The 13,356-nt window shown below is 33.8% G+C and carries 16 protein-coding genes; all 16 read right to left on the reverse strand.

Going from position 1 to position 13,356, the window contains the following annotated elements; all coding sequences use genetic code 11:
• Positions 1 to 13: 13 nt before the first annotated feature.
• Entirely contained in the window at positions 14 to 448 is a 435-nt protein-coding gene (gene fliL / locus CDZ89_RS11755) for a flagellar basal body-associated protein FliL (protein WP_096154630.1), read from the reverse strand.
• Positions 449 to 655: a flagellar FlbD family protein gene (locus CDZ89_RS11760; protein WP_406564892.1), complete on the reverse strand. Its 207-nt coding sequence runs from the start codon at positions 653 to 655 to the stop codon at positions 449 to 451. It abuts the gene before it with no gap.
• Between the two features lie 29 nt (positions 656 to 684).
• Complete coding sequence (locus tag CDZ89_RS11765) at positions 685 to 2,163, reverse strand: flagellar hook-basal body complex protein (protein ID WP_096154632.1); 1,479 nt, start codon at positions 2,161 to 2,163, stop codon at positions 685 to 687.
• A gap of 18 nt (positions 2,164 to 2,181) precedes the next feature.
• Positions 2,182 to 2,826 carry a flagellar hook assembly protein FlgD gene (flgD, locus tag CDZ89_RS11770; protein WP_096154633.1) on the reverse strand — a complete coding sequence of 215 codons (645 nt, stop codon included), beginning with the start codon at positions 2,824 to 2,826 and terminating at the stop codon, positions 2,182 to 2,184.
• Between the two features lie 7 nt (positions 2,827 to 2,833).
• Positions 2,834 to 3,955: a flagellar hook-length control protein FliK gene (locus CDZ89_RS11775; RefSeq protein WP_100333736.1), complete on the reverse strand. Its 1,122-nt coding sequence runs from the start codon at positions 3,953 to 3,955 to the stop codon at positions 2,834 to 2,836.
• Between the two features lie 21 nt (positions 3,956 to 3,976).
• Positions 3,977 to 4,558 (reverse strand): MotE family protein, encoded by a 582-nt coding sequence (locus CDZ89_RS11780; RefSeq protein WP_096154635.1) that lies wholly within the window; start codon positions 4,556 to 4,558, stop codon positions 3,977 to 3,979.
• A 5-nt stretch (positions 4,559 to 4,563) separates the two neighbouring features.
• The gene (fliJ, locus tag CDZ89_RS11785) at positions 4,564 to 5,010 is read right to left on the reverse strand and encodes a flagellar export protein FliJ (protein WP_096154636.1); all 447 of its coding nucleotides are present in this window, start codon (positions 5,008 to 5,010) and stop codon (positions 4,564 to 4,566) included.
• Positions 5,011 to 5,023: 13 nt separating this feature from the next.
• Positions 5,024 to 6,337, reverse strand: a complete 1,314-nt coding sequence (gene fliI / locus CDZ89_RS11790) for a flagellar protein export ATPase FliI (protein WP_100333737.1) — start codon at positions 6,335 to 6,337, stop codon at positions 5,024 to 5,026.
• Positions 6,338 to 6,344: 7 nt separating this feature from the next.
• Positions 6,345 to 7,109 carry a flagellar assembly protein FliH gene (fliH, locus tag CDZ89_RS11795; protein WP_157842729.1) on the reverse strand — a complete coding sequence of 255 codons (765 nt, stop codon included), beginning with the start codon at positions 7,107 to 7,109 and terminating at the stop codon, positions 6,345 to 6,347.
• Positions 7,102 to 8,118 carry a flagellar motor switch protein FliG gene (gene fliG, locus CDZ89_RS11800; RefSeq protein WP_096154639.1) on the reverse strand — a complete coding sequence of 339 codons (1,017 nt, stop codon included), beginning with the start codon at positions 8,116 to 8,118 and terminating at the stop codon, positions 7,102 to 7,104. The genes fliH and fliG overlap by 8 nt, the downstream gene beginning before the upstream one ends.
• A gap of 11 nt (positions 8,119 to 8,129) precedes the next feature.
• Positions 8,130 to 9,707 carry a flagellar basal-body MS-ring/collar protein FliF gene (gene fliF, locus CDZ89_RS11805; protein ID WP_096154640.1) on the reverse strand — a complete coding sequence of 526 codons (1,578 nt, stop codon included), beginning with the start codon at positions 9,705 to 9,707 and terminating at the stop codon, positions 8,130 to 8,132.
• A gap of 62 nt (positions 9,708 to 9,769) precedes the next feature.
• A complete protein-coding gene (gene fliE / locus CDZ89_RS11810; RefSeq protein WP_096154641.1) occupies positions 9,770 to 10,066 on the reverse strand; it encodes a flagellar hook-basal body complex protein FliE in 297 nt (98 codons plus the stop codon).
• 15 nt (positions 10,067 to 10,081) lie between these two features.
• Entirely contained in the window at positions 10,082 to 10,540 is a 459-nt protein-coding gene (gene flgC / locus CDZ89_RS11815; protein ID WP_406564893.1) for a flagellar basal body rod protein FlgC, read from the reverse strand.
• Entirely contained in the window at positions 10,540 to 10,932 is a 393-nt protein-coding gene (gene flgB, locus CDZ89_RS11820) for a flagellar basal body rod protein FlgB (protein WP_100333738.1), read from the reverse strand. Before flgB ends, flgC begins: the two co-directional genes overlap by 1 nt.
• 210 nt (positions 10,933 to 11,142) lie before the next feature.
• Complete coding sequence (gene codY, locus CDZ89_RS11825) at positions 11,143 to 11,922, reverse strand: GTP-sensing pleiotropic transcriptional regulator CodY (RefSeq protein WP_096154643.1); 780 nt, start codon at positions 11,920 to 11,922, stop codon at positions 11,143 to 11,145.
• 27 nt (positions 11,923 to 11,949) lie between these two features.
• A complete protein-coding gene (gene hslU / locus CDZ89_RS11830) occupies positions 11,950 to 13,356 on the reverse strand; it encodes an HslU--HslV peptidase ATPase subunit (protein WP_096154644.1) in 1,407 nt (468 codons plus the stop codon).

Consider the following 13,356-nt stretch of genomic DNA (forward strand, 5'->3'; position numbering starts at 1 on the left):
AAATTAAAATTTATTATTTTTGAAGGAGAAAGCGTGTTGTATAAACTTGAACAACTTTCCCGTCCTGCATAATCGAATTTAATTGGAACCTAATTTCCTCTTCAAGTTCTACAATACCTTCTCCACCTGAAAAGTCGCTTGCAACTTTATTAGCAATCGTATGAATAACGATGTTTTCTAATTGAAAATTTCTTTTTTCTAATTCGTTCCTTGCTTTATTACTATCTGTTTGGATTTTATATTGCACTCGAACATAGCCACCACTCTGCAAGTTCGTTGTTATTTCGTTAAAATCGACCGAGTACTTTAACACTTCATCAATTGAAGGTTCTTTCGTTCCATTAGAATCTCCGTAAAAGATGTTAACTGTTACTAATACGACAATTCCTAATAAGAAAATAAATAATAGAATGATAAGCATCGTATTAACTAATTTATTTTGGAACATTTATTTCTCCCCCATGTCCCTTGCATTATAAATATGATGAAAGAACTGTAAACTTTGTTTAGTTACTTCCTCCATTGATTCTTTTACAAACAGCTTTTTTCCATTTGTTAATGTAATTACGGTATCTGGTACTTCTTCTACTTGTTCAATAATCCAAGCATTCACTGTAAAAACTGTTCCATTCGTTTTAGTTAACTTTATCATCATTATAAGAGGCTAGAAGTAGCCTCTACCTCCTATCGTTTTAAGTTAACAAGCTCTTGTAAAATTTCATCTGAAGTAGTAATTATACGAGTATTCGCTTGGAATCCACGTTGAGCAGTGATCATTTCTGTAAACTCTTCTGATAAATCTACGTTCGACATTTCTAGCGTACCTGCGACTATCGTTCCTGATCCATTAGCACCTGGTCTAAACATCTCAGCTAATTGAATCCCATCACCATTTTTATCTAAGCTACCAGAGTTTGTAGATTGTTGAAATAAATTTTCACCAACCCTTTCCAAACCTGCAGCGTTAGGGAATTTTGCTAGCATTAATTGTCCTGCAACTTTAAGAGAACCAAATTGATCGATAAACGAAACTTTTCCGTCTCCAGAAATACTAAAACTTCTTGCAGTAGGTGGAATTTGAATTAAGCCAGGGTTACCACTTAACTGATCAGACCACGATGGTAACTTTACCATCTCTGCATTAGCAACAAAGTTCTCAAAAGCATTAAAAGCGTTATTAACAGAATCTCTCATCGTTTGGAAATGATAAACTAGTCTCGATAATACATTAATATCGTCTGTTGGATCATCTGCAAACCTAGTTACAATTGGATTGGATAACTCATACACTAATTGCCCAGTATCGTTAATAAAGTCACCGATAGATGTGTTCAGTTCTACACCTGCTTCGTTTAATTGGTCGATCCTTCCATTAGGATTATTAAATGTGCTGTTATATACATTTAAGAATTCGTCTCTAGCTTTGTCTCTTGCATTTCCTGCTGCTGTTGCAGCCGCATTTAATATTGGATCCGTTCCACCAGAATCTACACTAGCTTTCGTTGCATCCTCAAACGTTCTTTGCGCTTCTAACCAATTTGAAGCTAAACGTTGTAGATTTGTAGAATCACTTCTAAAATCAGTGAATACATCAAAGAAAAGAGTCGCCTCGTTTAAAGCTAGATTTGCAGCATTAACTTCTACTTGAGACGGAATGCGTTTTTCTCCTGTTTCTCCAATTAAATACATACCGTTAGAATTTACAATGTATCCATTATTATCCAAGTAGAAATTTCCTGCTCTAGTATAATTCAATGAAACAGAATTATCAATTGCTCCACCTAAAATTCGATTATCACCTGGTACAGTGGCTGAATCTACATTAACCCTAGTAATATCTGCAATACTTCCAACTACAAAAAACCCATCACCTGATAAAGCTAAATCTAGTGGTCTAGCAGTCGTTTGCAAAGAGCCTTGTGTTTGTATACTGTCGATAGATGCTAATCTTGAACCTAGACCAACTTGTATAGGGTTTATACCACCACGCCCAGCAGCAGGTCCACTTGCACCTGATACTTGTTGCAACATCATTTCCTGAAAAGTTGTCCGTCCCTTTTTAAAACCAAATGTGTTCACATTCGCTATATTATTCCCAATAACATCTAGTTTCGTTTGAAAGTTCTTTAAAGCACCAATACTCGAATACATGGATCTAAGCATAAAATCCCCTCCAGTTTCTTAATTTGAAATTTTTGTAATATAATCCAATGGAACTTTTTCGTTTGCTAATGGTCCTTCAGAAAAAGTAATATAAGTTATTCCGTTTTTTGATCCTACAGAAGAGACTGTCATATCGTTATATTCTATATCTTCCCATACAATTGACACCTTTTTCCCTATCAGGCCACTTGCATTCATCAATGAATAGCTAGTGTAAGTTGGATCAGACGGCAGTTCAACACTACGTATTTGATCTGTTGTAATTTCGTTACCAGAAGCCAAAGAAAGCTTAGAATTTCCATCAATCATTGTCACTGCAATTACAAAATCTTTATGGTAATTTACTGTTGAGCCATTTTCCGTTTCTACTAACTCTTGCCACTCAATTTGTGCTCCTAAATACTGTTGCATGGATAAAGCACTTTGCCTCGTTTGATTATCTAAAAATTTCTCCATCGTTTTGTTTAAATTTGTCATCTGCTCTAGTGTAGAGAAATTAGCCATTTGAGAAATAAACTCTTTATCTTCCATTGGGTTTAAAGGGTCTTGATTTTGTAATTGTGCAATTAATAACCTCAAAAAATCATCTTTCCCTAAAATATTATTGTTTTTTTCAGGAGCTGGCCGATTTTCAATATATAAATCACTTGTAATCTTTGTCATGTGTTCATCACCCTACTTCGCTTGTTTCCATCTCAATTTCTAATAATTCATGAAACGACGACTCTTTTGAATCATCTTCCTTTTTTTGTTGCTGCTTATTTGGTTGCTGTTGTTCTGGATTACTGTGGTTTTTTTCTTGTTGGAGTGTCTTAGTTGTATCTTGGAAAACTATTTCAATTTTATCTATTTGAATATTTGAAGCTTGTAGATTAGCTTTTAATGAAAATAAACTACCTTCTAATAGTTTAGCAGCTGTAGCAGAGTGAGCTATGATCCTAGCATTTAAACTACCGTCAATTTGTTGTAATTTAATATGTACGGTACCTAAATGTTCGGGAGTTAAACGAATCATGATATTTTGTTTTCCACTTACAGTTTGTACTCTACTTCTTAATAATAATTGTTCCATTTTTTCTAGCAATTGAGATTTCGCTGTTTGTTCAGATACTGTATTTATCGTAAGTTGTGCTATGACTTGTTTAGGTACATGTAGATGTTCTGCTTTGATACTTGTTGGAGCAAAGTGTTCATTATTTATCTTTTGAGTGTTTGAATCATTTAAGCCAATGTTTTTTTGTATATCAAGATTTTTTTGTGCACTAGTAACCCAATCTAATTTCGATTCCACTATTTTTAATATTTTTTCGATTGTGTTTTCTTTTTTAATTCCAAAGAATTCTTCTACACTTAACTTATCTTTAAGTAATGCCATAATTTTATTTAGTTGTTCTATTTCTTTCGATAAAAAGGTGGTTGGAGATTCTGTTGTATTTTTAAATGTTTTAAATGTTGATAAATCTATATTTTTTTGTGAGGATTGACCAACTTTTTCTATTAAACCTAACAAGTAGTTTACTGCTTCATAGTATCGGTCGTCTTTTAATTCTTCAGGGATATCATTTAATATAGTAAGTTGTTCAAAAGCAACTTCAGTTATAGCTGATATCATTTCCTCCTGTGAGTTACCCTCAAGTGCTGGCATTAGCATTTCATCATTAAAGTTTTCCACATTCATTAGTGGTTGGAGAAACTTATGAAAACTCTCACTGCCTTCTTTACTAACAGCTTTACTTGAAATTAAATTACTATCTAATTTCTTATTAGAAAACTCTATTTGTAAGAAGTTCACATTTACATCTCCTCTCCACCATTATTCATCTGCTAATTTTTTCGTAAACTTAGCTGCAACAGCAGGTTCTAGTTGCGCTAAAACCGCCGAAACTTTATTGGCACTTAAATTAGCTAATATTTTCAATGCCAAATCTTCTTCTAACTCCACCATAATCTGTGCTGCTTTTCTAGTTGGCATACGCTCGTACATGTTAGATAATTCTTTAATAGACTTACTAATTTCTACTGACTCCATTTCTAACTCGTCAATCTTTAGCGTGGCATTTTTTAGTTGTTCTTGAAGTTTGAGTATTTCATTTTGTTTATCTTGTAGTTCTCTTTCAAGTTGAACTATAGTTTGATTAGCATTGTTTTGATCAGTTTTTTTCTCATCATTTGAGCTGTCTAACTTTTCCTCCTCGTGAGAAGTAACTGTTTCTACTTTAGGCCGCATTTCTTTGGCAAGTTCGAAAATATTTATTCCAAAATAAGTTAATATTCCTAACGCTATCGTAAAAATAACTAAAACCGGAATAATGAATAAATACGTAAGTTTTTCAAAAAACGTATATTCTTTCTCTTCAACTTCCATTTCGTTCTTATTTAACTTATTTTTTTTCATAAGCTTCACCTATATGTTTGATGAGAATATTGCAGGATGGATAACTCATCAATAAACTTCGATTCTAGTTTGGTTTCTATTTGTTGAAATAGTTTCTGTTCTTTCTCGTCTAACCGTTCATATTTTTTACATTCAATAGAATGTTCTTTCAATTTTTCCGCTTTAACATTCATAAAAGCTCTCGCATGACTAACCTTACGTTGCTGAACTAGTAAAGACTTTTCTAAATTATTTACAAAATATTGTTGTTGTTTAATATAATCGACAGAAATACCATGTTGGAGAGACGAACGTAAGCTACCTTCTAAATGTTCTTTTTTCTTTAACAATTCGTAGAGCTCTTGTCCTTCTTGTTCAAATTCATTTAAAGCATGGTCATATTCATTTTTGGCAAAGTTTTTTTCTGCCTCTTTAACTACTAATATTTTTTTTAACCTTCCCCGAGTTTGCATTATTGGTTTACTCCTATCTCAAAAGGTTAAGTAATTCATCTAATGTTTGTTGGAATGTATACTTATTCGTTACATCTTGTTTTAAAAAGCGAATGATTTCAGGGTAAGCTTTTATCGCTTCATCTACTTCCCTTGAAGTACCTCGTTTATATGCGCCAATATTAATTAAGTCTTCTGTTTGATAGTATTTTGATAGTTTTTCTCTAATTGTATCTGCAGCTTGTCTATGTTCATCACTCACGATATTATTCATTATCCTACTTACACTTTTTAAGACATTAATCGCAGGATATTGTCCTTTATTAGCTAGATCTCTATCTAAAACAAAATGTCCATCCAATATTCCACGTACTGTATCTGCGATAGGTTCATTCATATCATCACCGTCAACCAATACAGTGTAAAATGCAGTAATACTACCAAATTCATTAGTTCCTGTTCTTTCTAACAACTTAGGTAATATCGAAAATACTGATGGAGTATAACCTTTCGTAGTTGGTGGTTCACCAATAGCTAATCCTATTTCACGCTGAGCCATTGCCACTCGTGTTACCGAATCCATCATTAACATTACATTATTTCCTTTGTCTCTAAAGTACTCTGCTATAGCTGTTGCAGTGTAAGCACCTTTTATCCTCATTAGTGCAGGAGAATCAGATGTAGCTACTACGACAATGGACTTTTTTAAACCAACTGGTCCTAAATCTCTCTCGATAAACTCTCGAACTTCGCGTCCACGTTCCCCAATAAGTGCTATTACATTTATATCTGCGAATGTATTTCTTGCAATCATTCCTAGTAACGTACTTTTACCAACACCGCTTCCTGCGAAAATCCCAATCCTTTGGCCTTTACCTACTGTTAACAATCCATCAATTACCTTTACACCTACTTCAAGTGTTTCGCTAACGGGAGGTCTAGTCATCGGGTTTGGTGGTGATTGTTCTGTAGGGTATTTCGCTAATCCAATTGGAAGTTTTTCATTAGGACTTAAAGGTTTTCCTAAAGAGTCGAGTACCATTCCTTTAAGTTCTTCACCGATAAATACTTGTAGTGGATTGTTGGTCGATTCAACAATGGCACCTGGTCCAATATGTTGTATATCAGAAAAAGGCATTAAGATTACATAACCATCCCTGAAACCAACTACCTCTGCTTGTACAACTATACTGCGAGGTTTTTCAATAATAATATTGCACAAATCACCTATCGAAGATTCAGGACCTTTAGATTCAATCATTAGACCGATAACCCTGTTCACTTTTCCATAAAGCTTATAAGAATGAATACTTTCAATCTCTTTTTTTATATCTTCGATTGTAAACATAGTAGAATTACCTCTCTATAGACAATTGTAAAAGCTTTTCTTTTATTTCCGTAAGTTGTGTTTCAATGGAGGCATCTAAACGACCTGCACTAGAATCAATCCAACAAGCCTCTTCCGATAAATCACTATCCATAAAAATAAGTAAATCTTGGTTATTGTTTGTAAGAGTTTGCAACAGATGTTTATTCTCTATTAATAATGGGTAGTTAGTAGGGTGAACAAATATTTTAATTTCTGTTTTTTCTTTTACTTCTTTAATAGCATTTTTAACTAAGTCAATAAAAGTTGTTGGATCATTCTCTAATTTCAGGCCAATAATTTTTTCTGCTACGAATATGCTTAACTCAAGAACTGTTGTTTCAGTTGATTGTAATTTTTCGTTGTATTCTTTTTTTGCAAGCAATATAGTTTTATTTACCTCTTCTATTAATTGTTGATATGTTTCTCTACCTTCTGCTTTACCTAGTTCGTAGCCTTCTTTTCTACCTTCTATAAATGCTTGTTTCCTCAGTTCTTCTTTTTCTACAACCCAATTCTCTTTTTCTATTTCTATTTGTTCTAGTGCTCTTTCTTTTTCTACTTGTGCATCTTGTACTATTTTTTTAGCATGTTGTTCTGCTTCTATTACCTTTTTATTAATTTCATCAATGGTAAAAGACGCATAATCTTTATAGTCTATTCCTTCATTTTGCTTAAAAACTGGAGCTACTTTAATGGAAACAGAAGTTGACGGATTGCCACTCAATTGTGTTGACTTAATTAATTTAGACAATAATATCGTCTCCTCCACCACGAGCAATGACAATTTCTCCAGCTTCTTCTAGCTTTCGAATCGTCCCAACAATTCTTGACTGGGCATCTTCCACATCTTTTAAACGTACTGGTCCCATGTATTCCATATCATCTTTCATTGTTTCCATCATTCTCTTAGACATATTTTTGAATACAATATCTTTTACTTCCTCACTAGCTACTTTTAATGCTAACAGTAAATCTTCGTTCTCAGCATCTCGAATAACTCGTTGAATCGCCATATTATCAAGCGTAACAATATCTTCAAATACAAACATTCTTTTCTTAATTTCTTCTGCCAATTCCGGATCTTGTATTTCTAAAGCATCTAAGATCGTTCTTTCTGTACTTCTATCTACTTGATTTAGTACTTGAACAACTGCATCGACACCACCTGTGTTGGTGTAATCTCTTGTGACAGTTGCGGATAATTTTCTTTCTAATATCTGTTCTACCTCACTAATAATTTCAGGAGAGGTACTGTCCATAATAGCGATTCTTTTCGCAATATCCGCTTGAAGTTCTTGTGGGAGCTCAGATAATATTTGACCTGATTTAGTTGCGTCTAAGTACGATAAAATTAAAGCTATTGTTTGCGGATGTTCATTCTGAATAAAATTTAATATTTGTGAAGCATCCGCTTTTCTAGCGAAGTCAAACGGTTTTACTTGTAATGACGATGTTAATCTATTAATAATTGCTGCTGCTTGGTCCGCTCCTAATGCTTTTTCCAGAACTGTTTTTGCGTATGCAATACCACCTTGAGAGATATAATCTTGAGCTTGAGCTATTTGATGGAATTCTTCTAACACATTCTCTTTCACATGTGAATCAACCGTACGTACACTTGAGATCTCTAAGGTTAATTTTTCTATTTCTTCTTCAGATAAATGTTTATATACGGAAGCTGATACATCAGGGCCGAGTGAGATTAATAGAATGGCTGCCTTTTGTTTTCCTGTAAACGATTTACTATTTGTACTTGCCATTTACACTCCTCCTACTCTGATAACCATGATCTTAACAGTTTCGCAAATTCGTCTGGTTTTTCTTTTGCCATTCTTTCTAATTGTTTTCTTTTTGCAGTTCCTTCTGATTCTTTTTCGATATTGATGTCTGGAATGTTAATGGAAGCCTCTTCTATTTCTTCCACTTCTTCTTCCTCTTCTACTTTACGTTTTCTAAATAATAAGAAGATTAATAGTAAAATAGTAGCGACTAGTACTCCAGCAACAGCATAAATCCAAGTTGGAATTGTCGAGGTTGTGTCTGCATTAAAGTCCATTACTCCATTAAATTCTTGAACGGAGACAACTATTCTACTTTCAATTTCTTCTTCCGTTGGATTTGCGCCGATGGAAGTTTTATCAATAGATGTTCTTACAATTGTGGAAAGGATTTGTTTTATATCATTTACAGTGTTTTCTTGTAATAATGGATCTTGGTTTGCAGGCGGCTCCACCATGACTTGAATCCCTAAGTCTCTAATTTTGTAAGGACTTTCTACAATTTCTTTACGAATTCTATTTACTTCATTATTTATTCTTTCTTCTATGCGTTCGTAATCACCACTACCAGTTGCCCCACCAGCTACGTATCCTGGAATGTCCTCTGGTCCTACAGGAACTCCTCCAGCACCATCATCATTACCTGAATAAGTTTCTGTTATTCTCTCCACGCTAATGGCTATTCCTTCTGTATTATCAGGGTCAACAGGTGTTACGATATTTTCTTCTCGATTTTCTTGAGTAAAGTCAATGTCTGTCGTTACAGAAACGACAACTTTCTCTGGTCCCATTAACACGCCAAGCATTTGTTGTACTTGTCGCTGTATATCCCGCTCGATTTCTCGTTTTAATTGCAATTGAGAAGCAATATTAAAACCATTATTAACATTTTGAGTATTATTTACATCAAAGTACTCAAAAAACTGATTCATGATGACAATATTATCAGTAGGTAAATTAGGTACACTTTTAGATACAAGATGATACAACGTATTAATTTGATGTTGTTCAAATTGATAACCCGGCTTCGTATGCAACACAATAGATGCCGACGCTTCTTGAACAGAATCCCGAACAAAAATTCCTGCCTGTGGCATAGAAATCATCACTTTTGCATCATTTATTCCATCTATACTTTTAATTAAATTGGATAACTCCGTTTGAGTTGCATCAAGCTTTAATATTTGAAACTCATTATCAGTCATTCCGAATCCAGATCGTTCTCCAAAAAAAGAATAATCAATACTACCGCTTTTCGGAATACCTTCTGCAGCTAAATCCACTTTTATCGAATCAACTAAATTATCCGGTACAAGAATCGCTGTTCCATTTTGGGTGATTTCTGAGGTAATCCCCCTTGTGTCAAGAACTTCTTTAATCTGTCCCGTTTCTTGAGGACTTAAATTGGAATACAATGGAGCCATGTTCGTTTTTGTGGAAAAATAAAAAATTGCAACTAGTGCAATAATTCCAACTACAATTGAACTAGTAATAGCTGTTTTTTCTACAGAAGACCTTTTGCCCCACCAGTCTGTAAATTTCCCTTTTATTAATAAAAATTTCTCTTTCATCTTGTCATTTCCCCCGGTTATTATCTAGCAGGCTATTAATGCAGTTAATAACCATACCTAACTTATACTTGCATTCTCATTACTTCTTGGTATGCTTCAATCGCTTTGTTACGCACTTCCAAAGTTGTTTGTAGCATTACACTTGCTTTTTGTTGTGTTATCAAAACTTCATGAAGTTCTATTCCATCATTGTTTACTAGTCTTATAGTAGCCTCATTTGATTGATGTTGAGCTTTATTCACTTCACTTAAAGCGTTATTTAAGTATGAAGAGAATTGTGCATGAGCTTCTTTCGGGGTCGGACTATTTTTATTAATATTCGGCAGCCAAACTTGGGCATTATTTGTTATTTTATTCATTTGTGGTTACCTCACTTATTTTCCTAGTTCTAATGTTTTCATCATGATTCCTTTAGAGGCATTAAACACCGTTACATTGGATTCATATGATCTAGTTGCACTCATTAAATCTACCATTTCTTTTAAAGGATCAACATTTGGTAACTGGACAAATCCTTCGTCACTTGCATCAGGATGATCAGGGTTATAAACTAGTCGAAAAGGAGAATTATCTTCTATAATTCTAGAAACTTTTACCCCTTGTTGATTAGATAGTCCATTTCCGTTAGTAGCTTTGTTTAAAAAAGATTTAAAAGAGTTATTGTTATTTGGCTCTAAATAAACCATTTTCCTTTTGTAAGGCTCCCACTGTCCATCAACATACCTTCCTCTTGTAGAGTCAACGTTCGCCATATTAGATGATATTACATCCATTCGTAATCTTTGAGCAGTTAATGCTGAAGCAGAAATATTCATACTATTAAACATGGACATTATCCTCTACCTCCTTTAACTACATTTTGTATCGATTGGAATTTTCCACTTAATTGATCAATTAGAGTGTAATAATAAATTTGGTTTTGAGCGAGTTCAGACATTTCCTTATCAATATCTACACTATTTCCATTGTGAGAATAAGAATTATTACTAGATTCTAATTTATAAGGCATGTTAGGTTGTTTTTTAGTAAATTCCACATGTCTCGCATCTGTTTTATTCGCTAGTAGCTGTTGCTGATATATTTGTTGAAATGTCGGCTTTACATCCTGTCTTTTAAAATTAGGCGTATCCACATTCGAAATATTGTTTGAAATTGCTTTATGTTTAGCTGTAGAAAAATGTAAGCCTTTTTCTAAAGAGTGAATAGATGTCGAAAAAAGTTTCATCTTTACCCCCTGAAAATATTTTTTTAAACGAATTATATAAGTATATGTCGAAATTTGTTTATACACTTATTGTAAAGTAGAAGAAACGTAATGTCTATGTAATATATGTTAAATTTCCTCGTCATAAATACTTATTTTATTTATAGGTAAATTCGACTATTTTGTGTAAAATAAAAAGCCCACATTTGTGGGCTTTTAGGGTCATTCAACTTAATTTGATTTTAATTTCTCTAGTTCATTCAGGAACTTGTCGTTTAATACTTTAATATACGTACCTTTCATTCCTAATGATCTTGATTCAATTACACCAGCACTTTCTAATTTACGCAGTGCATTTACGATAACAGAACGTGTGATTCCTACACGATCAGCAATTTTACTTGCAACTAATAGTCCTTCTTTACCATCTAACTCTTCAAAAATATGTTCAATAGCTTCCAGTTCACTGTAAGATAAGGAGCTAATAGCCATTTGAACAACAGCTTTACTTCTAGCTTCATCTTCAATTTCTTCTGCTTTCTCACGTAATATTTCCATGCCTACTACAGTAGCACCATACTCAGCTAAAATTAAATCATCATCTAAAAATTGTTCCTGTAGGCGAGATAAGATTAAAGTCCCTAATCTTTCTCCCCCACCAATAATTGGTACAATAGTCGTTAACCCACTTTGGAAGAAATCTCTGTTTTCAACAGGGAATGCAGTATATTCACTGTTAATATCTAAATTAGAAGACGTTTCCATAATATTAAATAAGCTTTTTGTGTAGCCTTCTGGGAATTGGCGGTCTTCTAACATTTTCTTCATACGCTCATTTTCAATTTGTTGGTTAATTGCAAAACCTAATAATTTCCCACGACGACTAACGATAAATACGTTACATTCAATCACGTCACGAAGTGTTTCAGACATCTCTTTAAAGTTTACGGGCTTTCCTGCAAATTTTTGTAGCATTGCGTTAATTGTTCTGGTTTTTTGTAATAATGGCATTAATATTTCCTCCTACATTGCTTCGTTTTATAGTATATATTGGCTTAAGTCTTTGTTTTTAACAATAGAACCTAATTTTCCTTCTACGTATTGCGGTGTAATAATAATTTTCTCTAAATTAATATCTGGTGCCTCAAAAGATAAATCCTCTAGTAGACGTTCTAATATAGTATGTAGACGCCTTGCACCAATATTATCTGTCTCTTGGTTCACTTCAAATGCTACTTCTGCAATCTTACGAATAGCATCGTCAGAAAATTCAACTTGTATACCTTCTGTTTCCATTAAAGCTATATATTGTTTAATTAATGCGTTATCTGGTTCCACTAAAATATTGACGAAGTCTTCCACAGAAAGTTTCGTTAACTCTACACGAATCGGAAAACGACCTTGTAGCTCAGGGATTAAATCAGAAGGTTTAGCCATATGAAACGCCCCAGCAGCTATAAATAATACGTGGTCCGTTTTTACTTGACCATATTTGGTAACAACTGTAGACCCTTCTACGATAGGTAAAATATCACGTTGTACCCCTTCTCTTGATACGTCAGCTGAAGTATTAGCTCCGCTTTTCTTAGCAATCTTATCTATTTCATCAACAAATATAATTCCTGCTTGTTCTGCTCGATTGATTGCTTCTTGTGTTACCTCATCCATGTCGATAAGTTTTTGAGCTTCTTCATTGGTTAATACTTTTCTAGCTTCTCTTACAGTTAATTTTCGTTTTTTCTTTTTCTTTGGCATTAAATTACTGAAAGCATCTTGCATATTCATGCCCATTTGTTCCATACCCGACCCTTGAAGCATGTCAAACATAGAAGCTTGCTGCTCTTCAATTTCTACGTTAACATAATGGTCTTCTAATTCACCTAAAGCTAATTTATGTGCCGTTCTTCGTCTCTCGCTTTGGATGTTCATTTCTTCTTGATTTTCTTGCTCATTGTTTGGTTGAGCAGACTGGTTATTTCCACCGAAAATCATTTCAAACGGGTTCTTATAAGATGTAGCTTTTTGTTTTCCAGGTACTAAAAGTTCCACAATCCTAGCGTTAGCATTTTCTTCCGCTTTATCTTTTACTTTTGACATCTTTTCTTCTTTTACTAAGCGAACGGAGGTTTCTACTAAATCACGAACCATTGACTCTACATCACGACCTACGTAGCCCACCTCTGTAAACTTTGTTGCCTCAACTTTAATAAAAGGTGCACCAACTAATTTAGCAATTCTTCTTGCTATTTCTGTTTTACCTACACCTGTAGGACCGATCATTAAGATGTTTTTAGGAACAACTTCGTCACGTAAATTGTCTGGAAGTAAACTTCTACGATATCTATTTCGAAGTGCTACAGCAACTGCCTTCTTTGCGTTCGTTTGACCAATTATATATTGATCTAATTTCTCTACTATTTGTCTAGGAGTTAAGTTTGTATTCAT

Origin of the sequence: Bacillus alkalisoli, assembly GCF_002797415.1 — a bacterium.
Classification (GTDB): Bacteria; Bacillota; Bacilli; order Bacillales; family Bacillaceae_I; genus Bacillus_CD; species Bacillus_CD alkalisoli.

Coding starts and splice junctions, on each gene's coding strand:
- CDZ89_RS11760 (WP_406564892.1), bottom strand. CDS start 655: ATGATGATAAAGTTAACTAAAACGAATGGAACAGTTTTTACAGTGAAT.
- fliI (WP_100333737.1), bottom strand. CDS start 6,337: ATGTTTACAATCGAAGATATAAAAAAAGAGATTGAAAGTATTCATTCT.
- fliG (WP_096154639.1), bottom strand. CDS start 8,118: ATGGCAAGTACAAATAGTAAATCGTTTACAGGAAAACAAAAGGCAGCC.
- CDZ89_RS11765 (WP_096154632.1), bottom strand. CDS start 2,163: ATGCTTAGATCCATGTATTCGAGTATTGGTGCTTTAAAGAACTTTCAA.
- flgD (WP_096154633.1), bottom strand. CDS start 2,826: ATGACAAAGATTACAAGTGATTTATATATTGAAAATCGGCCAGCTCCT.
- codY (WP_096154643.1), bottom strand. CDS start 11,922: ATGCCATTATTACAAAAAACCAGAACAATTAACGCAATGCTACAAAAA.
- flgB (WP_100333738.1), bottom strand. CDS start 10,932: ATGAAACTTTTTTCGACATCTATTCACTCTTTAGAAAAAGGCTTACAT.
- fliE (WP_096154641.1), bottom strand. CDS start 10,066: ATGAATAAAATAACAAATAATGCCCAAGTTTGGCTGCCGAATATTAAT.
- fliJ (WP_096154636.1), bottom strand. CDS start 5,010: ATGCAAACTCGGGGAAGGTTAAAAAAAATATTAGTAGTTAAAGAGGCA.
- CDZ89_RS11780 (WP_096154635.1), bottom strand. CDS start 4,558: ATGAAAAAAAATAAGTTAAATAAGAACGAAATGGAAGTTGAAGAGAAA.
- fliL (WP_096154630.1), bottom strand. CDS start 448: ATGTTCCAAAATAAATTAGTTAATACGATGCTTATCATTCTATTATTT.
- flgC (WP_406564893.1), bottom strand. CDS start 10,540: ATGTCCATGTTTAATAGTATGAATATTTCTGCTTCAGCATTAACTGCT.
- hslU (WP_096154644.1), bottom strand. CDS start 13,356: ATGAATACAAACTTAACTCCTAGACAAATAGTAGAGAAATTAGATCAA.
- fliF (WP_096154640.1), bottom strand. CDS start 9,707: ATGAAAGAGAAATTTTTATTAATAAAAGGGAAATTTACAGACTGGTGG.